The following is a 21249-nucleotide window of genomic DNA, read 5'->3' on the forward strand; positions in this document are numbered from 1 at the left end:
CGGAACGTTTTATATGGCCAGTCAAAATCGATGCGCCTTTCCGTGCATCTGAAGACCGGGGTCCTTTACGGGCTCGACCCTTGCACCTTTTCACCGCGAAGTATACATGCATGCAAGGTTTTAAGCCTGTCTGTATTCGGCTACGGCATGTAATATAACCGTTCGTAGAATCCGTTCACAACCTGGCATTGATCCTCCTGCCGCGATCCGATCACTGATCGCGAATCCTGTTCAGCCAGCAGTCACCGTCCACCGGGTCCAGACCATGCCCATCATTACCATTATTGGCCGGGGACACTCCGGCACGCGGGCCATGTCCCACACGCTATACACAAGCGGTGTCTACATGGGCCGGACGATCAACGCCTCGGGCGACAAGGTGCCTCCGCACGACCTGTATGACGCCTGCCGGATCTTCGCGAAGTACGTCAGATGGACCGGCGGCACTTCCTGGGATTTCTCGAAGGCGCTGGAGATGGACATCGACCCTGAATTCGTGGAGAAAGTGAAAACCTACCTGGTGGACGTGCTGGAAAACGGGGCTCCTTTCCGCGGCTGGAAACTGCCGGAAACCACGCTCATCTATCCGTGGATCGTCCGCATGTATCCCGATATCCGGTACATCCACTGGATCCGGGACCCCAGGGACGGCATCCTCGCCCCGCACCGAACCGACGATCTCGGCGACTTCGGCATTGCTTATCCGGACACGGCGGACATCCGGCGGCAGCGGGCGATTTCGTGGCTGTACCAGTACCGGCTCATGAAGGCGACGCCGAAGCCCGGTCACCTCATGACCGTCCGGTTCGAAGATTTCGTACTGAAGCAGGAAGAGACTCTTCGCCGGCTTGAAGCCTATCTCGGCATCCCCCTGAGCCGTATCGTCGTGCGGCCCGAAGCAGTGGGGCGGTGGAAGAAGGCGGAAGGCGCACTGCCCATGGACCTGCTGGGCGATGCGCTGGCCGAATTGGGATACGAGGTCTGAGCCGGGCCGGCCGGCCGTGCTTAAAGCCCCTCCCGCCGTGCCAACTCCTTCAACTTGTCGACGCACCGGTCGATTTCATCCGTCGTGTTGTAGTAGTGGGTGGAGATGCGGAGCCCCCGGTGGCCGTCCCGGTCGTGGTCGTCCACGTGGAGTTTTGCTTCCTCCTCCATGGGACCGCGCCACCTCGCCGCATCGGTCTCGTCGAACTCGAAGATGGTGGAACCCGGAGACGAGATATCGTGAGACAGGCTGGTGAGCAGCCGCAGCCCGGGGACTTCCAGCAGGGCCTTTCTCAGGTAGTCCGACAGCATGCGCAGGCGCCGCTCGATATTGCCTATTCCGATGCGGTTCAGAAAATCCAGGGCAGTGCCAAGGGCCGCGCGCACGGGCAGGTCGTAGGTCCCCTGGATTTCTAAACGGCGCGCGTCGCCGCCAGATTCGGCCGCGGGTGCGTAGAGGGAGTTGAAGGAGGGCTGCATGGCGTGGCTTACATGGAGAAATCCCGTGCCGGCGGGACCTAGGAACCACTTGTGCAGGCTGTTGGTGTAGAGGTCGCTGCCGACATCGGCCAGGTCGACGTCCAGCATCCCCACTGCCTGGGCGCCGTCGACTGCCGATATCAACCCCTTCTCCCTGGCCATGTCGCAAAGTCTTCTGACCGGGTACAGGTATCCCCCCCGGGTGACGTGACAGAAGAAGAGCACTTTCGTCCGCCCGTCGATCGCCGCCGATATACGCTCAAGGATGTCGTCCGTGCCCACAAGCGGACTGGGGATATGGACTTCCCGGACCTCGATACCGTATCGTTCCGCCCTTACCTGCCAGGGCCGCACCGCGCTGGGATGCTCCTGCGTGGTCATCAGGACTCCGTCCCCCGGCGCCAGGTCCAGTCCGTTGACGATATGGTAGAGTCCCTCGGTCGCATTGCGGGCCAGGGCGATTTCGCCGGTCTCCGCACCCAGGAAACCGGCCATGGCCGGCCGGAGTTCGGACTCGATGTAGCCGTGGAAATCCCGCTTGGCCTTCGACGGGTTCTCGGACATCAGGCGGAACCCCTCGGCGACGGCATCCCGAACGGGCTTGGGAGGCATGCCCAGGGCGGCGTTGTTGAGATAGGCATGGCCCGATTCCAGCATGAACTGGGACCGGACCTGGGACCAATATGCCCGGTCACCGGGATCTATGGGCTGGGTCTGCGGTTCGGATATGGAAGTAAACATGGGTAAGTTCCGTTTTCCTATGGCCGGATTGTATGCTAAATGGGTATCGGGGCCGACGCGTCGCGGGTCAGATGCCTTCGAGATCGTCCTGTGACAGCCAGCCGTTCTTGCCGTCCGGCAGGCGAATTCGGAGCCAGTCGTTCCGGTGTTCGACCAGCTGGACCTTGGCGCCTTCGTGCAGCGTAAAAACCGGTTCGGATGATACGTCGGGACCCGTTCTGACCACGGCAGTCGGCCGCAGGACGATCGCCTCCTCGTTCAACACGCTGTCGTAGATCTTGATGCCCAGGAACCCGGCGGCCATGAGCAGCGCGAGGCAGGAGACCAGGAGCGTGTAACCGGTCGCGGTCCGCGCGCGCGGCCGCCTCGCGAGCAGATAGCCCACCAGCGCCAGTGACGCGAGGAACCCGGCCGCGGTGGCGGCGACCGTGGCTTCGTTCACCGTCACGCCGTCCAGCGCCTGCCGGCCGAACCACGGCACTTCGCCCGCGATCTGGTCCGTCGTCCGTTCCTTCGCGAGGTCCAGGTTGTTGTGCAGGTCCCCGTCCCGAGGCATGAGGCGGGTAGCCCGTTCGTAGGCCAGGATGGCCAGGCCGATCCGGTCCTGCTTGTAATAAGCATTCCCCAGGTTGTAGTACACGTGCCCATTGCTTACTCCGCGTTCAACGATGCGTTCGTACGTCCGGCTGGCCTCCGCGTATTTGCCGCCCTCGTACAGCAGATTGCCCTGACGGTACAGTTCCGCCGTCTGCCGGTCCGCCGGGTCTTCGGCGCAACCGGTGGCCGCGAGGCCGATGGCCAGTACGACCACACCCAGCCTCGGAATCGCACCCAGCCTCGGAATCGCACCCAGCCTCGGAATCGCACCCAGCCTCGGAATCGCACCCAGCCTCGGAATCGCACCCAGCCTCGGAATCGCACCCAGCCTCGGAATCGCACCCAGCCTCGGGACCAGGTGTCGAGCCCTCGCGACCAGGTGGCGAGCCCTCGCGACCAGGTGTCGAAAACCCCGGGCTTCCGGTCTCCGATCCGGGTTAGAGACGGCCGCCGGCAGGCCATCCGCGCGCATATGTGGCATCGCGGTGGCTTTCAACGGTCTCGGGATAGCTGAGATTCGATAGATTCGATACTGTTCCGGGCCCTGGAGAGCAGGTCACCGGCATGCTCCGCCGTTTGGGCCGTCGGGGCGAATCGGGCCAGGTCGCAGGCGTCGAGGCAGTCCCTGGCCAGGGCGGCCGTGTCTTCGTCCACACCCCGTTCCCTGAGCAGTTCGATGATGCGGGACGACGTCAGCCCGGCCGTCGGCAGGTTGCACTTGTCGGCGACGTAACCGTACAGCGCATTGGAAATGCCGGTGAAGGCCTGGTCAGGCGCGCCTTGTTCCAGTTGCTGCCGGGCCCGGCGCAGCAGGTTGAGGGCGGTGCTTTTCGCACGGCGCCGCCGGGCGAAACCGGCGTCGCGCCGCAGGCGATGGGCGTGGGACCGGTACAGGACCGTCGCCAGGATCGCCGCGACAGGCAGGACATGCAGCAGCAGGTACCAGGTCGACCGGAACAGGACCTCGCCCTGGTTGCCCAGGAAAACCGAATCGGGCTTGATGTAATGGATATCTTCGCGGATCTGCCGGACGACCGATCTGCGCGGCATGCCGACGACTGCCGCCTGCGTTCCGCTGGCCGGTTGGACGGTAATCGTTACTGGTTCGGTCATCGTTATCCGGTAAGAATCCGTATCGGGGTCGAAGAAGGGAAAGGTAAGCGACGCGATCGTATGGTCGCCGGGAACCGTGGGGATAAGCACGTGATCCCAGGTCTTGGTTCCGGAGATCCGCGACCCGCCCGACGCGTATTCTGCCCGGTTCCCGGACTGGTATTCCTTGAAATCGCCGAGGGGCGGCAGTTCGGGGTCCTCCACGGTCTTCAGGTTGCCCTCTCCGGTGAGTTCGATCGTCAGCGTCACGGGCTGGTTCACTTCCGTGGTGGCCTGATCCACCATAGCCTTGAGCGAGAAGTCGCCTACCGCGTTTCGGAAACCATCGGGGCGGCCCTCGCCCGGCAGCGGAAGCACCCGAACGGTCTGCTCGCCGGTCACCACCCTGATCTGGCGCGTAGTCGAGAAAAACGTATCGAAAGGATCGGAGAGAAAGCTGTCGAAGAGGCTTCTGCGGGAACGTTCGGCCTGCACGTCACAGACCATCGACAACGGCTCGAGTTTCAGTTCCCCCGTCACGGTGGGGAAAAGAGCGATCTCGCGCAGTTTTGCGACGGCGTATCTCCGGCCGCCGATGATCTCTTCCATGAAGTCGAGGTTCTGGGCGGAGAAGAGTTCCTCCACCCAGAAGCCGGTGTAGGAGGGGACCACGTCGTAACGGGCGTTCGACAGGCCCAGGCGGGTGTAAAGCGTATAGGTCACCGTCACCTGCTCTCCCAGGTAGGCCCGCCTCTTGTCCAGCGTGGTGCGGATGTAGACCGTGTCCTCCAGGTCCGGCGAGCCCGCGGCGTCCTGTGACTGACCTGCCGCCGTGGACTGACCCGCCACCGTGGACCGACCGGCGGCCGTGGACTGACCCGCGGTCGTGGACGGTGAACCGCCGGACGGCGCGACGCGGGATGCGCCCGGTTGCGAAGAACCCGTTGTCCCCGGCGTGACCTCGATCGTGATCGGTGTCGTTTCGTGGGTGACGCCGTCAAGCATCACTTCGGCCGCGTCGATGACGAAGGTACCCGTCCTCCGGGGTTTCAACTGGTAGATGAACCGTACGGACCGGGAGTAGGACAGTTTACCGTTCACCAGGTTGAAGCTCGAGGAGGAGGAAGACGTATTGCCGAGGACGATGAACGGCTGCATATCGGGCAGAACGGGTTTCGGCACGTCACCCAGATCGGACCCGGAAACCGAAACCGTCAGGATTAGCGTCTCGTCCACGGTCATCCGGGTACGGCTCACCTCGGCCGTGACCGAGTTCTCCTGGCCCGGAGCGGCCCGTGCACCGAGAAGCAGCAATACGACGAGGCCGGTCTGCATACACCGTTTCATGCGCTCAGTCCAGATATCCCTGGGTCCGCAGGAGCTCCGCGTTCAGGATGGCCGTTCCCGCGGCCCCGCGGACGGTATTGTGCGAAAGTACCACGAATTTCATGTCCAGCACCGGACAGGGCCGGATCCGGCCCACCGTTACGGCCATGCCGTTTTCGGCGTCACGGTCCATCCTCGGCTGCGGCCGGTCCGGTTCATCGCGTACGATGACCGGGCGCGCGGGCGCGAAGGGCAGGCCGAGTTCCTGGGGCGGTCCCCGGTGATTGCGCAGCGCCTCGGCGAGACCGTCCGTATCGGTCTCGGTCTCCAGGGCGACGGATACGCATTCCATGTGGCCGTCCTGGACATGGACCCGGTTGCACTGCGCGCTGACGACGATCCCGGCATGCTCGATCCGGTTATCCCTGAACCTGCCCAACAGCTTCAGGGTTTCCCGCTCCATCTTGTCTTCTTCTTCCCCGATGTAGGGCAGCACGTTATCCAGGATCTCGAGGGAGGGGACGCCTGGATATCCTGCCCCGGACAGGGCCTGCAGGGTGGTGACCGCGACCTGCCGTATGCCGAAGCGTTCGACGATGGGCTTAAGCGCCATCGTAAGTCCGATGGTGGAGCAGTTCGGATTGGTCGCGATGAACCCGCGGCCATACCCCCTGCGTCTGCGCTGATAGTCGATGATCGCGCAATGGTCCCCGTTGACCTCGGGAACGAGCAGCGGCACGTCCTCGTCCATGCGGTGGTTCTTCGAATTGCTGACGACGGCGTAGTCGGCCGCCGCAAAGGCCGCCTCGATCGGACCGGCCACCGCGGAATCCAGGCCCGAGAACACCAGGTCGCAGTCCAGTCCCGGCTCGCATAGCGCGACGGGCATCGCGCGCACGGTCTCCGGGACCGGCGTGTCCAGCCGCCAGGTCACGGCTTCCGCGTAGGGTTTGCCGGCCGAACGCTCCGAGGCCGCGACGGCGGATATCCTGAACCACGGATGGCCTTCGAGCAACTGGACGAACCGCTGCCCGACCGCACCGGTAGCGCCGAGGACCCCTACTTTGATCTCATTCGTCGACATTTCTTGCTCCCGGATCTGGTATGAAGGTCATGGATGATCGCCGCCCGGCAGCACCCTTGCCGCCTTGATCAGGTCTCCGAACAGGCCGCCCGCCGTGACCTCCGGCCCCGCGCCCGGTCCCCGCACGATCAGCGGGTTGTCCCGGTACCGCTTCGTGGTGCACACGACCATGTTGTCCGGACCGGCCAGGCTTCCCAGGGGACTGTCCCGGTCCACGTTTTCGAGGCCTACCCGGCACGTGCCGTCTCCCACCGTAGCGACGTACCGCAGCACCTGTCCGCGATCTCCGCCGGATGCGACCCGCTGCGCGTAGACCGCGTCTTCACTGGTCAGCATGTCCATGAACGCGTCCACCGACGGCGCGTCCAGCAGCGCGTCGGAGACCATGCCTTCGATCTCCAGGTCGTCGAGCTCAAGGCGGTATCCGATCTCGCGGCCCAGGATCAGGGCCTTCCTGGCCACGTCCATCCCGTTCAGGTCGTCCCGCGGATCGGGTTCCGTGTAGCCGAGGTCCTTCGCCTCCCGCACGATCTCGGAGAAGGTCCGGCCGTGGTCGAGTTGGGAACAGATATATCCCAGCGTGCCGCTCAGGCATCCCGCGATCCGCGTTACCTCGTCCCCGGTATCCACCAGTTCCCTGACGGTGCTGACGATGGGCAGGCCGGCCCCGGCGGTCGTTTCGTACCAGTACCGCATCCGATCGGCGCGGCCCAGCCGCCGGATCTCTTCGTACGCGGCGCTCCGGTCGGTGATGGGCTTCTTGTTGGCCGTCACGACCGGGACGCCCCGTCGAAGGCAGGCCAGGTGCACTTCCGTCATCTCGGCGGACGTGGTGTCGACGATGCAAAGGTTCCCGGGCGGATCGCCCGGACCGCCCGGACCGCCCGGACCGCCCAGCAGGCGATCGATCATGGCGGCCGCGCCCGGGTAGTCCTCGCGACGATCCCCGTCTTCGAGCAAACGGTCCAGGCCGCCGGGTCCGCATAACGCCGTGTTGAGTCCCCCTGGATCGAAAACCAGTTGGTTCCGGCCGCAGATACCGATGTATTCGAAGTAAAGGCCGGTGGCTTCGGCCAAAGAACCGGCCCGGTCCGCCACCTGCCGGATCAAGGCACTCCCGATATTGCCCTTGCCGTATTGAAACAGGTTAATCGAGCTCAAAATCTCCGTCCCCTCCCAGCCCGAAGGACGCGTGCACCAGTTGAACGGTCTTCCGCAGGTCGTCCCGGCCTACGATGAATGAAATGTTCAGTTCCGATGAACCCTGGGCAATGGCGATGATGTTGATCCCGTGTTCGCCGAGTATGCCGAACGTGCGGGCCGCGATGCCCGGGGTGCCCTTCATGCCGCCGCCGACCACGGCCACCACGGCCAGATCGGGTTGCACCGAGATCTCCTCCAGACTGCCTTCGGCGACTTCGTGACGGAACTCATCCTTGAGCGCCCGGACCGTTCCCGGGCTGTCTCCTTCACTGACGACCAGGCAGATATCGTGTTCGGAGGACGCCTGCGTGATCATGATGACCTGGGTCTTGCGGTCCGCCGTGGTCTTGAACAGCCGCGCGTGGGTATCCGGCGTCCGGCTCAGGCTGGTGCCCTCGACCATGATCAGGCAAAGCCGGTCGATACTCGTAACGGCCTTCACGCCCAGCGGTGCGGCGCAGGTGCGCGAAGTGATGAGCGTACCGCTGTTCCCGCTTCGGAAGGTATTTCGTATCCGAATGGGAATCTCCTGTTTCACCGCGGGCAGCATGGTCATGGGATGGAGTACCTTGGCGCCGAAATAGGACATCTCCGAGGCCTCGAGATACGAAATCTCCTTGAGGACGCGGGCGTCCTCGACGATCCTCGGGTCGGCCGTCATCGCGCCGTCCACGTCCGTCCAGATCCACACTTCCTCCGCCTGCAGCGCACTGGCGACCAGGGAGGCGGTGAAATCCGAGGCACCTCGCCCGAGGGTCGTGGTCACGCCTTCGTCGGTGGATCCGATAAACCCCGTTACGACCGGAATGCAGCCCTCCGAAACCATCGCCGCGAGGCCCGCCGAAAGCCGCCGTTCCGTCTCGGCGTAATTCACCTCCGCCTCGGTGTAGCGCTCGTTCGTCTTCACATACTCCCGCGCATCTACGGGCAGGGACGACAGGCCGGCCGATCTGAGCGCGGCCGAGACGACGACCACGGAAAGGCGCTCGCCGAAGGAACTGACCAGGTCGATCGAACGCGGGGAAAGCTCCCTGAGCAGCGTTATGCCGTGCAGGATGCCGGATAGTTCGTCGATGAGCCCGGCACAGACTTCGAGGGCCCGTTTCCGCTCTTCTCCTTCGGCCAGTGCGCGGATCGTCTCGTCGTGGCGTTTCCTCAGCGCCGAGAGGGCATCCGTGGGCTCCGTCCCCTCGCAGGCCTGCGCCGCCATGGTACGGAGGGCGTCGGTCACCTTGCTCATGGCGGACAAGACCATCACCAGGTCGTGTTCGCGGTGCTTTGCGACGATCTTGACGACTTGTCGAATGGCCTCCGCGCCGCCTACGGAAGTGCCGCCGAATTTCATGACGATCATTGGGCTACCAGTCTTTTTCCGGATTGACCTGCGTGGCCTGTTGTCTGCGCAGCTGGCGCTGGATATCCTGCTCGTCCCTGTTCAGGGCGTTCAGCAGGCGTTCCGCCTCCGCCCTGCTCAGTTCCCCCTCCCGTGGCGGCGGTGCTTCCGGGCTTTCCCCTTCATCAGGTTCCTGTCCACCGTCGGCCTGGTCGGCCTGGTCATCCCGGTTGTCCTGGCCCGCCTGGTCCGCCTGGTCATCCTGGTCAGCCTGGTCATCCAGGTCCTCCTGCCGGTCCTGCGCGTTCCTGCGTTCCTGTTCCTCCTGCTGCCGAAGCTCCCTCATCACGTATTCCAGGTTGTATTTCAAGTCGATATCGTCCGAATCGATACGCAGGCCCGCTTTGTAGGCCTCGATGGATTCCTTCAGCAAGCCCATGCGATAGAGGCTGTTTCCCATGTTGTACCGGGCCCGGCCGCCGACGGGCTCCTCGCCTTCCAGCGCGTTCACGTAGGCCTGTACGGCAGAGGGATACTGCTCGGAGCGGTACAGCGCGTTGCCCCGGTTGTAATGCAGTGCCGGGTTCTCGCCGTCCTCCGTCAGCGCCTCGTCATAGGCCGCCAGCGCCTCATCGTATTTTTCCTGTTGGTACAGTTCGTTTCCGCGGGCGTTCTTCGCGGCCGGCTGCCAGCCGAGAAACAACAGGATGACCAGGATTACGCTCATGGCTTCTGTTTCCGTTCCCTACGATTCGTCGAGCAGGCCGCGGTCCCGGATCACGGTATCCGCAACCAGGAGCAGCAGGCCGAAGAACAATATATACTGGAAACGTTCTACGTACTGCGTAAATTCTCTGCTCTCGAACTCCGCCTTCTCCAGGGACGCGATGGTGTCGTATACCAGGTCCATCTCGTCTCCACCGGGGGTAGCCCTGTAGTAGGCCCCTCCGGTCGTCTCCGCGATATGTCGCAGCGTGGACTCGTCCAGCCGGCTCATGACCACGGATCCGGACCGGTCCCGCATGTGGCCGGCGATCCGGCCGTCCTCGCCCGTGACCGGTATGGGTACGCCCTGCGGCGTGCCGACGCCCACCACGTAGACGCGCACCCCCTGGGCCGCCAGTTCCGAAGCGACGGCGATCGGATCTTCCTGGTGGTCTTCTCCGTCGGTGATCAGCAGGACGGCCTTGTACCCCTTGTGATCCTGCCGAAACGACCGGCCCGCGATGCGCAGCGCCTCCGCGATGGCCGTTCCCTGGGTACCCACGGTCCGGGTATCGATGCCGTCCAGGAAAAGCTCCACGATGCTGTAATCGGTGGTCAGCGGACACTGGAGAAAAGCGGACCCTGCGAATACCACCAGGCCGATCCGGTCATTGCGAAGCTTCCCCACCAGGGACCGGACGGCGAATTTGGCCCGCACGAGGCGGTTTGGCCGGACATCCTCGGCCAGCATGCTGTTGGAAACGTCCAGCGCGGCCATGACCGAGAACCCGGTCTGGCTCACGGTTTCGGACCGGGTCCCGAACTGCGGCCGGGCGAGCGCCAGCACGAAACAGACCAGGGCGAGGAGTACGAGGGCCGCCTTGACCGACTGCCTTCTCGCCACGGTAGAACGGGACAGCCTGCCGATCAGTTCCGGTTCTCCCAGCTGCCTGAGGGCTTCGCGCCTGCGTCGGAACCGCGCGGCGAAAAACAGGACGAGCAGCGGCGCGGCCGCAAGCAGATAGAGGTATTCAGGTTGGGCAAACTGCATTTCGGCTCCTCGGCCGATACACGCCGCCACCGGGCCGTACGTGCTACGGCAGTCTTCTCAGCCGGGTGTGCGACAGCACGATATCCGCCAGCACGAGAAACATGGCCGGCAAAAGGAAATACCCGAACAGTTCGGTGTACCTCGAGTAGGCGATGACCCTCATCTCCGTGCGTTCCAGCGCGTCTATCCGCTGGTAGATGTGGGACAGCATTTCGGCATCGGTCGCCTTGAAATAGAACCCGCCCGTGAGCGACGCGACCTCCCTGAGCGTCCCTTCATCGATTTCCGTGAGGGCGAGGCTGCCGTCCCGGTTGCGCGCATACGTGCGGCCCAGTACGGGATCGTCGACCGGGATGGGCGCGCCGCCCTCTTTACCGATCCCGATCGAGTAGATCTTGATCCCCAGCACGTTGGCCGCCTTGGCCGCTGTGATGGGGTCGATCGCCCCCGTATTGTTCACGCCGTCGGTAAGCAGAATGACTACTTTGCTCTCGGCAGTGCTCTGCCGCAGCCGGTTGACGGAATTTGCAATGCCCATCCCGATGGCCGTACCGTCTTCGGTCAACCCGATCTCCACCTGGTCCAGCAGTCCGAGCAGCACGTCGTAGTCCAGTGTCAGCGGGCACTGCGTGAAGCTGCGTCCCGCGAAGACCACCATGCCGATCCGGTCGTTCGTCCGTTCCCGGATGAAGTCGGAAATCACGGATTTGGCCACGAAAAGCCGGTTACGGGGTTTGTAGTCTTCCGCCCCCATGCTCCCGGATATATCGAGCGCCAGTATGATGTCGATCCCCTCCGTCATCACTTCCGCGCCTTCGGTACCCGTCTGCGGGCGGGCCAGGGCAAGGATGGCCAGGCCGATGGCCATGGTGCGCAGCGCGGTGGGAACGTGGCGGTACTTCAAGGCGGACGCGGGTTTCAATCGGTTGACAAAAGAGATGTCCGAGAAGCTCAGCCCGCCCCGGCGCGCCTTCAGTCTCCGGCGGTACGTCCAAAAGAGCACCGGCAGGATCACGAGAAGCACCAGGATCATGGGTGTGGAAAAGAACATGGGGGCATCAATCCTTCGACGGCTCGGCGGTTTCCGCCACTGACGGCTCGGCGGTTTCCGACACATCGGGCGGACGTGTCCGCTCGACGATCTCCCGTCCTTCCTGCAGGGAAAGCGACTGCCGATGCGCTTCCGGCGTATGCCTGGCGAATTTGACCATATCGCATTCTTCGAAAAGTACCCGTACGAACCGGGATTCATCGTGGCCGACCCGGAGCGCGTTCAATGCCGTCAGCAATTCGGAGGTCGTGTATTCCATCGCGGCTATTCCGTAGCGTCCGGACAGGTACCGGCGCAGGATTTCCGACAGCGCGGAATAGTGGGCTTTCACGCGTCCCTGGTCCAGCCACTCCTTCAGGGCCAGTTGTTCCAGTTCCTCCAGGGCGATCTCTTCGGGCGGGCGATTGATCGCCGGGACCGTACCATGCGGGTCCTCCCGGTTCCTCCGGCGCTTGATGTACATAAAGACGACCACCGCGACGGCGAGCAACACCAGGCCGGCGATCAGCCAGTAGAACCAGGGCGCTCCACCGGGGATGTCCACCGGGGACTTCAGATCGCGTATATCCGCGGCATCGTCCTCGATTACGCTGATGACGGAAACCGGGATGGACTCCGATTCGGCGGATAACTCGGTGCCATCCGACAGGACGCACTTGAGCGAGAAGGGCGGGATGGAATGCTCGCCCGTCCGGTACAGGGTGAGTTCGTACCGAAGCAGATCGATGTTCGTGCCGCCGGGTCCGGACAGGGGTCCTTCATGCTCGAAGGACAGGAGATCGAAACCTGCCGGAGGCGTCCCGGATTCCGGCCATTCGATGGCGGAATCGCCGGGACTCTTCACGGTGATCCGGTACTGGAAGGGATCGCCCACGGTAATCCGGTCGCGGTCCACCGTGGCCTCGATCGAGAACCAGGGATCTCCTTCCTGCGGTACCGGGAAGGCTCCGGTGTCGACCGGGTCCGACGCGATGGCCACCAGGACGGTGGCGAGTAAACAGGAACGCCTCACCGCATGCCGCCTCACGTCACGATTTCGGTGTCAGGGCGACCATTTCGTTGATCCGGGCGATGAACCCGGCCCTGGCCAGGGACACGACGGGGCTGTTCCTTTGCTTGACGTAGACCAGGCTCTCGTCCCCGGGGAGGGAATTGCCCACCAGGAGCGAAAGGCGCTCCTCCGGCACGTTGTCCCGGCCCCCGACCTGCAACGTAATTTCCATGACCGGCCGGTCCAGTCCGAAGGTGGTCAGGTCCACTTCGGGGTCCGCCGTTACGAAGACCTCAGAATACAATGTATCCAGCTCACTGAAGGCCCGGCCGACCGAGATCGCGTCCGCGTCGCCGGTTGAAGGCTCTTCCAGTTTCCACAAGACCCTCTGCTTCTGGTCGCGGCGCACCCGCAGCCGGTCGTCGGGCGTGACCACTTCGAACATGTGTACCTCGTAGCCCTTGAACCGCAGGATCTTGTTGTCGCGCATCTCGATCGCGGAGGCCGGCATGCGCTGCAGGCTGGCAGCGTCCACTGCGTAGATCCACTCTTCCGACGGATCCATGACGTAGGTGTACTGCCCGTCGCCGGAGTCCGAACCGACCAGGATTTCCTGGGGGCTCACCCGATCATCTATCGTAAGCGAAAGGCGGACGACCGGTTGCTCGAAACCGTACGCCGCGCCGTTCGCGGCCGTCGCCGGGATGTGGTCCCGCACGCGCATGATCTCCAGGCTGTCCAGCATGGCCGTGATGAACTGGTCGTTCGCTCTCAGCTCGTAGGGCGACGTCATCCGCCAGTCCTCGAAGGCATGCTTGACCAGGGTCACGTTCTCGTCTCCTAAGTTCATCGAAAAAGTGGGGACCCTGTAGGACTGGAAATCGAAAGCCGTAATGCGCCGGTAGAAGTCGGGTTCCCGATCCAGTTGCCGCGGAATCGACGTCGAGACCGAGTATACGTTGCGCCTTTCGCTGGTCATGGCGTAGACCCGGCCCATCTCCTCATTGCCCAGGAACAGCGTATGGAGGATGCTGCCGTCGCCGGATTTCACGGTCGCCGTCATCACCGGATCCGCGAGGCCGTACCCTGCAAGGGAAGACGGCTCGTCGTCGATGAAGGAAATGGCCGTGGCGGCGGTGATCGTACTCAATGCGTTGATCACTTCATCGCGCTCCGCCGGCAGCCGGAAGGGCGCTTCCACGCGCCAGGTCCCGTAGGGATCCAGTTTGAGGACAATGCGGCGGCCGCCCTTTTCGAGGACTATCTCCTCCACCTCGTTCTGTTCGACCCGCATCAGCCTGCGGTCCCGCAGTGCATCAGTCGTCTTGCGCAGGGTCCCGTTGGTTTGCGCGGAGATGAGAAACACCCGCCGCGTGCCCTGTTCCACGGCGTAGTGGGCCGCGCCCGTCGGGTTCACGTCTCCCAGCAGCAATACCATGGGCTTGTCGAGACCCCTGATGACCTCGACAGACGCCGACGGACGCTCGAGGCCGTACTCCGAAAGGACTTCCGCCGAATCAGCAATGGTCCGTGCTGGAGACAGGGCGGAGAATTCCCGCAGCAGCGTAACCACGATGTCCGGGTCCGCTGCGTACCGGACCGGATCGGTAATCACCCAGCCTTCCAGCGGAACTTTCTCGACCGTCGTGACCGCACCGTCCACGGCCACCTTGATCTCGACGACCTCTTCCGCGTTGAGCTCGAACACGCGCTCGGCTTCAGCCACTTCCTCTTCCTCGAGCACGAAGAGGAAGAAAACGGCCGCCAGCAATCCCAGGATCACGGCCAGCACGATCGTATACCGTCCACCGCTCACGTCGCTACGCCTCCTATTTCCTTCTCCACCACACCACCACGCCCGCGATGAGGATGCCGATGGGCGACAGGATGCCGGTGACGATGAAGATATCCCGCATCTGGCTCAGCGAGATCTGAACCAGCCTGGTGTCGCTGGACTTGGGCCGGATCGCGAGCAGGTCTTCCTCCTGGGCGAGCCAGTTGAGGATGTTCAGGGCCAGGTCGCCGTTGCCCGGCAGCCTGATATAGGTATTGTTGGCAAAAGCCGAGTTGCCGACGACCACGATACGGGTCTTCAGCTCGTGTACCTCCGGCTGCATCGCCATCTCCTGGGGCGTCAGCGTCCGCATGTCTCTGCGGGGCAGCGCCCGGGGGATGGCCGTGATGGCCACGGCGATAGACACGGGACCGGGCTCGTCCATTTCCGGGTCCAGTACGGGCGTGTACTCCACGGCTTCTTCCTGCGATCCCGGCAGCGTGGTCTCCGCCCAGCTGCGGGCACTGGTCATGGCAATGGTCTGAATCTCCACGGTGTCGTCAGAGGCCGACGCCGGTTCGACGGACCGCACCAACGGAAAGAAACTCACGGTGCTGCCGAGCGGACGCGTGATGGGATGGGCCGGGTACTGCATGACGGCCGGCATGTACTCGTTCATGCCGGGCAATCGCCCCACGGCGCTCTCGTCGATCACCACGTTCTCGCCGAGCCGCACCTTCCAGTTGGCCAAGAGCGCAGACAGGTCAGCGCTTTCCTCCGGGTAGTCGGGATTGATCAGGAACAGGGCGCGGCCGCCGCGGTCCAGGTATTCGCGGATGGCTTCCTGTTCGTTGCCCACCAGGTTGGTCCGGGGTCCCGCCACCACGAGGACGCTGCAGTCGGCCGGGACTTCCACTTCACTGAGCAGCGAGAAACTCCGGACGACGTAACTCTGGTTCTCGAGCAGCTGGAGCAACCTGTTGTAGCCGGCCTGGTCGGTCAGATTGACGTTGTGCTCGCCGTGGCCTTCCAGGAAGTAGATGGTCTTCTGGCCTTCCCGCGTGACCTTCACCAGCGCGTTGGTCACGTTTGCTTCGAGGTAGCGATTGATGTGCTCGGTCTTGCCCTCGCTTTCGAACACGATCGTTCCGTAGGCGGAGATGTTGTACTGGCGGGCGATGCTGGGTTCGAGATCGGGGTCTATGAACTCGTAGGTGACGTGGTCCGAGTGGTACTGAAACTGATTGAGCATGTCGTCGATCTGGTGCTGTTGCATGGCCTCGGGCCCGCCGGATCTGAAGAATCCCACGATGTGGACGTCCTGGTCCAGTTCTTCCAGCACGCTGATGGACAGGTCCGCGAGGCTGAACCGCTGGTTGGCCGTCGTGTCGTACCGCTGGGAGTACCGCGCGCCGATCAGGTTCAGGAAAGCCAGGATGCCGATCACCAGCAGGACCAGGACCGCGGTGTTGGCGCCGTACCTCGTGGTGCGCCGTCTCAGCAGGTTCCACACCGTCTCCCACTCGAGGACCATCCAGGCCGATCCGAGCGCCAGGCCGGCCAGCAGGACGATCAGGACCGTGCGCGGCGGCGTCGTATCCGAGGCGTAAAGGTAACCGCTGACCAGGATCAGGATGAGACCCAGGTATCCGGCGGTTGAAACGAGACTCCTCATGTACGGATATCTCCCTTTTTCAGACTGCAGGCAGCTTGCATGCGCGTGATCGGCGTCAACCCCGCCAGCGCGTCGATTCAACCGACCGGACCGTGATGAACAGGCCCAGGAAAATGAAACTCAGGAAAAAGAGGCAGTCCGTCGAGTCGATGATGCCCTTCTCGAAGGTATTGTAGTGTCTCAGCACGGACAGGTATCCGACCACCTCGCCCAGCATGCCGGTCATCGATTCCGCCGCTACATCCATCATCCAGAGTATGAGCGCGGCGCCGAAGCAGATCACGGCGGCCACGATCTGGTTCTCCGTCAGCGAAGAGGCGAAGAGCCCGATGGTGATCACGCCGCCCCCGAGGAGCACGAGACCGAGGTAGCCCGCCCATATGGGACCCCAGTCCGGATCGCCGTACACCTGGAGCACCAGCGGGTAGATGAGCGTCATCCCGATCATGGCCGTGTAAAGGGTGAAGGCCGCCAGGAACTTGCCCAGGATCACGTGCCAGTCGCGGACCGGCGAGGTCAGCAGCAACTCGATCGTGCCGGTCTTCTTCTCCTCGGAAAAGATCCGCATGGTGAGCATGGGCATGAGCGTCAGCACGGCCACGAAACTCATGGTATTGAACAGCGGGCGCATGATCATCTCGTTGATGTTGATGCGCTCCATCATTGTCGGGTACTGGGCGACCTGCATGAAATACTGGGTGTAACTCTGCAAGCTATAGAAAAACATGAAGCTTACGATGAAAATGAACACGGTCGACAGGGCGTAGAAGATGGGTGAAATGAAATAGGCCTTCAATTCACGTCCCCAGATGGCCAGCAATCCCTGCATCGTCAGTCGCCCTCCTCTTCCTGGGTCGTCAACTCGAGGAAGATCTCCTCCAGGCTCATGCCGGCGGTGGTGAGTTCCACGAGGTCCCAGTTGCTCCCGACCACCGACGATGCCACCTCGGAACGGAGATCCCGTCCCGGTACGACGTCGATGTCGTACTGCCAGAGGCCGTCGCCTATGGAAGACCGGGTCTTCACGTCCACGACGCCGTCCTTCTGCTTCAACAGGTCCATCACTTCGTTGACCGGTCCCCGGATCTGCGCCGAGATGGACTGCGATCCCCGCAGCCGGGCGTCCAGGTTGGCCGGCGTGTCCCCGGCCACGATCCGGCCCTGGTCGATGATGACCACGCGCTCGCAGGTCTTGCTTACCTCGGGCAGAATATGACTGCTCAGAATGATGGTATGGTCCCCGGCGAGGCCCTTGATCACCTCCCGGACCTCGTTGATCTGCTTGGGGTCGAGGCCGTTGGTCGGCTCGTCCAGGATCAGGACGTCGGGATCGTGGATCAGCGCCTGGGCCAGGCCCACCCGCTGGCGAAACCCCTTGGAACAGTGGCCGACGATCCGGTGCTCGACCTCTTCCAGGGCGGCCAGCTCGATCACGCGGTTGACGGCCTTCCGGCGATCGCGGGACGGGATGTCCTTGATTTTGGCGATGAACTCCAGGTAGGGGCGGACCCGCATGTCCAGGTAGAGAGGTACGTTTTCCGGCAGGTACCCCACCCTGCGGCGCACGTCGAGGGACTGGCTGAAGGTGTCGAACCCCGCCACCCGGGCGGTGCCGGCCGTCGCGGGCATGAAGCACGTCAGTACCCGCATGGTCGTGGTCTTGCCCGCGGCGTTCGGTCCGAGGAACCCGAGGATCTCGCCCTTTTCGACCTCGAAACTCACGTCACGGACCGCGGTGAAATTACCGTACTTCTTGGTCAGGTCCTTTACTTCTATCACGTCGGGCTCCCAACGCCGCTGTCACAACCTTCGCGCGAAACGCGCAGCGATTTTCAAAGTATCCTAATTTAGTGCACAAAGTAATGTAAAGCAAGCCTTTGTTGCCTTCCGACTACCGCGCGAATTTGCGTTCGCGCAGCTTGAAGAACTGCAGCAGCGGATCGATATAAGGCTCGTCCGTACGTATGTGGATGGCGTCCACGCCCGTCACCCTGAACTGCTGGTCCCGTGCCTCGCGGAGGGCTTCGTTGTATTCGGCATACTGCCTGCGCCAGCCGGCGTCGCCGGTGTCGACGAGCACCTCTTCTCCCGTCTCCGCGTCCTGCAGCTCGACCAGGCCGATGCCGGGCAGGCTGAGTTCCCTCGGGTCCGTGATCGTGACGGCGACCACGTCGTGCCTTTTGCTGGCCACGCGCAGGGGCTTCATATAGTCCTCGGTCAGGAAATCGGACAGGATGAAGACGATGCTCCGGCGGGTCAGCAGCCGGTTCAGGTATTCCAGCGCCTGCGTGAGATCGGTGCCGGTGTGACCGGGCTGGTTGTATAGCACCTCGCGGATCACCCGCAGAATATGGGTCCGTCCCTTCTTCGGCGGGATGAACTTCTCGATCTGGTCGGTGAACATGAGCAGGCCGACGCGGTCGTTGTTCTGGATCGCCGCGAAGGCCAGCAGCGCGCAGATCTCCGCGGTGATCTCGCTCTTCATCTGGTTCACCGTACCGAAGTGGCCCGATGCGCTGACGTCGGCCATGAGAATGACCGTCAGCTCCCGTTCCTCGATGAAGCGCTTGATGTAGGGACGTCCCAGGCGGGCGGTTACGTTCCAGTCGATGGACCGGATCTCGTCGCCCGGCTCGTATTCGCGCACCTCGGCGAACTCCATACCGCGCCCCTTGAAGACGCTGTGGTACTCGCCGCTGAACACGTCGTTCACGAGATGCTTGGTCCGGATCTCGATCTGCCGGATCTTCTGAAGGATCTGCCTGGGTATCAAGGGATCTCTACACAGTCGAACACACGCTGGAGTATCTGTTCCGAGGTCATGTCCTCGGCCTCGGCTTCGTAGGTGACGATGACGCGGTGGCGCATAACGTCCATCCCGATCGACTTCACGTCCTCGGGCGTCACGTAGCCCCTGCGGCGCAGGAAGGCGTGGGCGCGCGCGGCCGTCGCCAGGTAGATCGTCGCCCGGGGCGAGGCGCCGTACTCCACCAGGTCGCGGATCTCGGCGAGCTCGCCGTAGTCCTCCGGGTTGCGGGTCGCGAAGACCAGGTCGACGATGTACTGCTTGATCTTGTCGTCCATGTAGACCCGGTTGATGATCGACCTCGCCTGGACGATATCCTCCAGCGAGACGACCTGTTCCACTTCCGCCGGTTCGCCGGACGTCATGCGGTCCAGGATCTCCAGTTCCTCTTCCTTGCGGGGATAGGTCGTCGTCAGCTTGAGCATGAAGCGGTCGACCTGGGCCTCCGGCAGGGGGTAGGTCCCTTCCTGCTCGATGGGGTTCTGCGTGGCGAGCACCAGGAAGGGGTCCTCCAGCGGGAAAGTCTCGTCTCCGATGGTGACCTGGTGCTCCTGCATGGCTTCCAGCAAGGCGCTCTGCACTTTCGCGGGCGCCCGGTTGATCTCGTCGGCCAGGATGAGATGGGCGAAAACAGGACCCTTCTTGGCGATGAACTCCCCGCTGCCCGCCTGGTAGATCATGGTGCCCGTGAGATCGGCGGGGAGCAGGTCCGGCGTGAACTGGATGCGCTGGAACCGGGCCGACACAGTCGACGCCAGGGTGCGCACGGCCAGGGTCTTGGCCAGGCCCGGCACGCCTTCGAGCAATATGTGCCCGTTGGTCAGCAGGCCGATCAGCAGCCGTTCGATCATGTACTGCTGACCGACGATCACCTTGCCGATTTCCGAGATCAGCCGGTCGACGAAGACGCTTTGCTCGTAGATCCGGTCGTGGATGACCTTGATGTCGTCCGGTGTGTTCGTGTGGTCTGTGGTCATGTTCATCCTTCAGTTGGAGCCAGGCTGGCCGGACGGACCGGAAGACGGATCGGCCTTCGTCGAGGCTTCGGATTTAGACTTTTCCCCGGAACCGGACGCGTCGGAGGACCCGCCGCCATCGGACCCGCCGTCGGATCCGCTGCCGGACCCGCCGTCCGATTTGGACGAAGATGACTCCCGGTCGGCCTTCTCGGCCTGCTTGTAGTTCTCGCTCCGGTAGTCCGTGGTGTAGAATCCGTCGCCCTTGAACAGGAAGCCCGCACCGCCGCTGATGAGGCGCTTCACGGCGCCGCCGCATTCCGGACACGTGGAAAGGGGATCCGCCGTAATCGACTGGAACTCGGAAAACTCGTGACTGCACTCGTTGCAACGGTACTGGTAGGTAGGCATGCGTTCCTTCCTAACAAAACCGGCGCCGACTAAGACAGCCGACGCCGGTCTTCACGCAATTGAACTGCACGGCAGGATGGCCTGGAGGCCTACATCATGCCGCCCATGCCGCCCATGCCGCCACCGCCGTAACCGCCTGGCGCAGGAGGTGGCTCCTTCTCGGGAATGTCCGTCACCAGGGTCTCGGTGGTCAGCAGAAGGGACGCGATGCTGGAAGCGTTCTGCAACGCGATGCGCGTCACCTTCGCCGGGTCGATCACGCCGGCCGACATGAGATCTTCGTAACCGCCGGTGTTGGCGTTGTATCCCACGGCGCCTTCCTTCTGCTTCACGTGCTCGATGATGACCGAACCCTCCGCGCCGGCATTGGCCGCGATATGGCGCAGCGGCTCCTCGAGGGCGCGTCGCACGATGCCGACGCCCGTGGCCTCGTCACCGTTGACCTGGAGCCCGTCCAGCGCGCCGGAACCCCTCAGGTACACGACGCCGCCGCCGGGAACGATGCCCTCTTCCACGGCCGCGCGCGTCGCATGCAGCGCGTCTTCCACGCGGGCCTTCTTCTCTTTCATTTCCGTCTCGGTCGCCGCGCCGACGTTGATCACGGCCACGCCGCCGGCCAGCTTGGCCAGGCGTTCCTGCAGCTTCTCGCGGTCGTAGTCCGACGTCGTCTCATCAATCTGGCGGCGGATCTGGCCGATGCGGCCTTCGATCTCCGACTGGGAACCGGCGCCTTCGATGATCGTCGACTCGTCCTTGTCGATCACCACGCGCTTGGCCTGGCCCAGGTCTTCGAAGGTCACGTTCTCCAGCTTGATGCCGATGTCCTCGGTGATCACCCGGCCGCCGGTCAGGATCGCGATGTCCTCCAGCATGGCCTTGCGGCGGTCGCCGAAGCCCGGCGCCTTGACGGCCGAGATGCGCATGGTGCCGCGCAGCTTGTTGACCACCAGCGTGGCCAGGGCCTCGCCCTCCACGTCCTCGGCGATGAT

19 protein-coding genes are annotated in these 21249 nt (G+C 63.3%); 1 reads left to right on the forward strand and 18 read right to left on the reverse strand.

Going from position 1 to position 21249, the window contains the following annotated elements:
- Positions 1-265 precede the first annotated feature (265 nt).
- A complete protein-coding gene (locus tag OXH56_15945; GenBank protein ID MCY3556802.1) occupies positions 266-985 on the forward strand; it encodes a sulfotransferase in 720 nt (239 codons plus the stop codon).
- 20 nt (positions 986-1005) lie between these two features.
- Here the strand turns inward: OXH56_15945 and OXH56_15950 are convergent, their stop codons facing one another.
- The 18 genes from OXH56_15950 to groEL form a co-directional block, all read right to left on the reverse strand.
- Entirely contained in the window at positions 1006-2205 is a 1200-nt protein-coding gene (locus OXH56_15950) for an aminotransferase class V-fold PLP-dependent enzyme (GenBank protein MCY3556803.1), read from the reverse strand.
- 67 nt (positions 2206-2272) lie between these two features.
- Entirely contained in the window at positions 2273-3274 is a 1002-nt protein-coding gene (locus OXH56_15955) for a tetratricopeptide repeat protein (protein ID MCY3556804.1), read from the reverse strand.
- A gap of 20 nt (positions 3275-3294) precedes the next feature.
- Positions 3295-5241: a BatD family protein gene (locus tag OXH56_15960; GenBank protein MCY3556805.1), complete on the reverse strand. Its 1947-nt coding sequence runs from the start codon at positions 5239-5241 to the stop codon at positions 3295-3297.
- 4 nt (positions 5242-5245) lie between these two features.
- The gene (gene asd / locus OXH56_15965) at positions 5246-6304 is read right to left on the reverse strand and encodes an aspartate-semialdehyde dehydrogenase (protein ID MCY3556806.1); all 1059 of its coding nucleotides are present in this window, start codon (positions 6302-6304) and stop codon (positions 5246-5248) included.
- Between the two features lie 27 nt (positions 6305-6331).
- Entirely contained in the window at positions 6332-7465 is a 1134-nt protein-coding gene (locus OXH56_15970; GenBank protein ID MCY3556807.1) for a hypothetical protein, read from the reverse strand.
- On the reverse strand, positions 7452-8861 hold the full coding sequence (locus OXH56_15975) for an aspartate kinase (protein ID MCY3556808.1): 1410 nt from the start codon (positions 8859-8861) through the stop codon (positions 7452-7454). Before OXH56_15975 ends, OXH56_15970 begins: the two co-directional genes overlap by 14 nt.
- 4 nt (positions 8862-8865) lie before the next feature.
- On the reverse strand, positions 8866-9567 hold the full coding sequence (locus OXH56_15980) for a tetratricopeptide repeat protein (GenBank protein MCY3556809.1): 702 nt from the start codon (positions 9565-9567) through the stop codon (positions 8866-8868).
- An 18-nt stretch (positions 9568-9585) separates the two neighbouring features.
- The gene (locus OXH56_15985) at positions 9586-10596 is read right to left on the reverse strand and encodes a VWA domain-containing protein (GenBank protein ID MCY3556810.1); all 1011 of its coding nucleotides are present in this window, start codon (positions 10594-10596) and stop codon (positions 9586-9588) included.
- A 43-nt stretch (positions 10597-10639) separates the two neighbouring features.
- Positions 10640-11647, reverse strand: coding sequence for a VWA domain-containing protein (locus OXH56_15990; GenBank protein MCY3556811.1), 1008 nt, complete (start codon positions 11645-11647; stop codon positions 10640-10642).
- A 7-nt stretch (positions 11648-11654) separates the two neighbouring features.
- The gene (locus OXH56_15995) at positions 11655-12659 is read right to left on the reverse strand and encodes a BatD family protein (GenBank protein MCY3556812.1); all 1005 of its coding nucleotides are present in this window, start codon (positions 12657-12659) and stop codon (positions 11655-11657) included.
- Positions 12660-12675: 16 nt separating this feature from the next.
- Positions 12676-14454 carry a DUF4340 domain-containing protein gene (locus tag OXH56_16000; GenBank protein ID MCY3556813.1) on the reverse strand — a complete coding sequence of 593 codons (1779 nt, stop codon included), beginning with the start codon at positions 14452-14454 and terminating at the stop codon, positions 12676-12678.
- A gap of 13 nt (positions 14455-14467) precedes the next feature.
- A complete protein-coding gene (locus OXH56_16005) occupies positions 14468-16087 on the reverse strand; it encodes a Gldg family protein (GenBank protein MCY3556814.1) in 1620 nt (539 codons plus the stop codon).
- Positions 16088-16142: 55 nt separating this feature from the next.
- Complete coding sequence (locus tag OXH56_16010; protein ID MCY3556815.1) at positions 16143-16916, reverse strand: ABC transporter permease subunit; 774 nt, start codon at positions 16914-16916, stop codon at positions 16143-16145.
- A 2-nt stretch (positions 16917-16918) separates the two neighbouring features.
- A complete protein-coding gene (locus tag OXH56_16015) occupies positions 16919-17866 on the reverse strand; it encodes an ATP-binding cassette domain-containing protein (GenBank protein ID MCY3556816.1) in 948 nt (315 codons plus the stop codon).
- Positions 17867-17978: 112 nt separating this feature from the next.
- Complete coding sequence (locus tag OXH56_16020) at positions 17979-18860, reverse strand: DUF58 domain-containing protein (protein ID MCY3556817.1); 882 nt, start codon at positions 18858-18860, stop codon at positions 17979-17981.
- Positions 18857-19870, reverse strand: coding sequence for a MoxR family ATPase (locus OXH56_16025; protein ID MCY3556818.1), 1014 nt, complete (start codon positions 19868-19870; stop codon positions 18857-18859). Before OXH56_16025 ends, OXH56_16020 begins: the two co-directional genes overlap by 4 nt.
- A 9-nt stretch (positions 19871-19879) precedes the next feature.
- Complete coding sequence (locus OXH56_16030) at positions 19880-20260, reverse strand: zinc ribbon domain-containing protein (GenBank protein ID MCY3556819.1); 381 nt, start codon at positions 20258-20260, stop codon at positions 19880-19882.
- An 89-nt stretch (positions 20261-20349) separates the two neighbouring features.
- The coding region (groEL, locus tag OXH56_16035) for a chaperonin GroEL (GenBank protein ID MCY3556820.1) at positions 20350-21249 on the reverse strand (900 nt) is incomplete at its 5' end.

The sequence above is a fragment of the Gemmatimonadota bacterium genome (assembly GCA_026702745.1).
GTDB lineage: Bacteria > JAAXHH01 > JAAXHH01 > JAAXHH01 > JAAXHH01 > JAAXHH01.

Excerpts from the sequence above, each read along its gene's own strand:
- OXH56_15980 (MCY3556809.1), bottom strand. The coding sequence starts at position 9,567 with ATGAGCGTAATCCTGGTCATCCTGTTGTTTCTCGGCTGGCAGCCGGCC.
- OXH56_16010 (MCY3556815.1), bottom strand. The coding sequence starts at position 16,916 with ATGCAGGGATTGCTGGCCATCTGGGGACGTGAATTGAAGGCCTATTTC.
- OXH56_15985 (MCY3556810.1), bottom strand. The coding sequence starts at position 10,596 with ATGCAGTTTGCCCAACCTGAATACCTCTATCTGCTTGCGGCCGCGCCG.
- OXH56_15945 (MCY3556802.1), top strand. The coding sequence starts at position 266 with ATGCCCATCATTACCATTATTGGCCGGGGACACTCCGGCACGCGGGCC.
- OXH56_15990 (MCY3556811.1), bottom strand. The coding sequence starts at position 11,647 with ATGTTCTTTTCCACACCCATGATCCTGGTGCTTCTCGTGATCCTGCCG.
- OXH56_15950 (MCY3556803.1), bottom strand. The coding sequence starts at position 2,205 with ATGTTTACTTCCATATCCGAACCGCAGACCCAGCCCATAGATCCCGGT.
- OXH56_16025 (MCY3556818.1), bottom strand. The coding sequence starts at position 19,870 with ATGACCACAGACCACACGAACACACCGGACGACATCAAGGTCATCCAC.
- OXH56_15975 (MCY3556808.1), bottom strand. The coding sequence starts at position 8,861 with ATGATCGTCATGAAATTCGGCGGCACTTCCGTAGGCGGCGCGGAGGCC.
- OXH56_15960 (MCY3556805.1), bottom strand. The coding sequence starts at position 5,241 with ATGAAACGGTGTATGCAGACCGGCCTCGTCGTATTGCTGCTTCTCGGT.
- OXH56_16030 (MCY3556819.1), bottom strand. The coding sequence starts at position 20,260 with ATGCCTACCTACCAGTACCGTTGCAACGAGTGCAGTCACGAGTTTTCC.
- OXH56_16005 (MCY3556814.1), bottom strand. The coding sequence starts at position 16,087 with ATGAGGAGTCTCGTTTCAACCGCCGGATACCTGGGTCTCATCCTGATC.
- OXH56_15955 (MCY3556804.1), bottom strand. The coding sequence starts at position 3,274 with ATGCGCGCGGATGGCCTGCCGGCGGCCGTCTCTAACCCGGATCGGAGA.
- asd (MCY3556806.1), bottom strand. The coding sequence starts at position 6,304 with ATGTCGACGAATGAGATCAAAGTAGGGGTCCTCGGCGCTACCGGTGCG.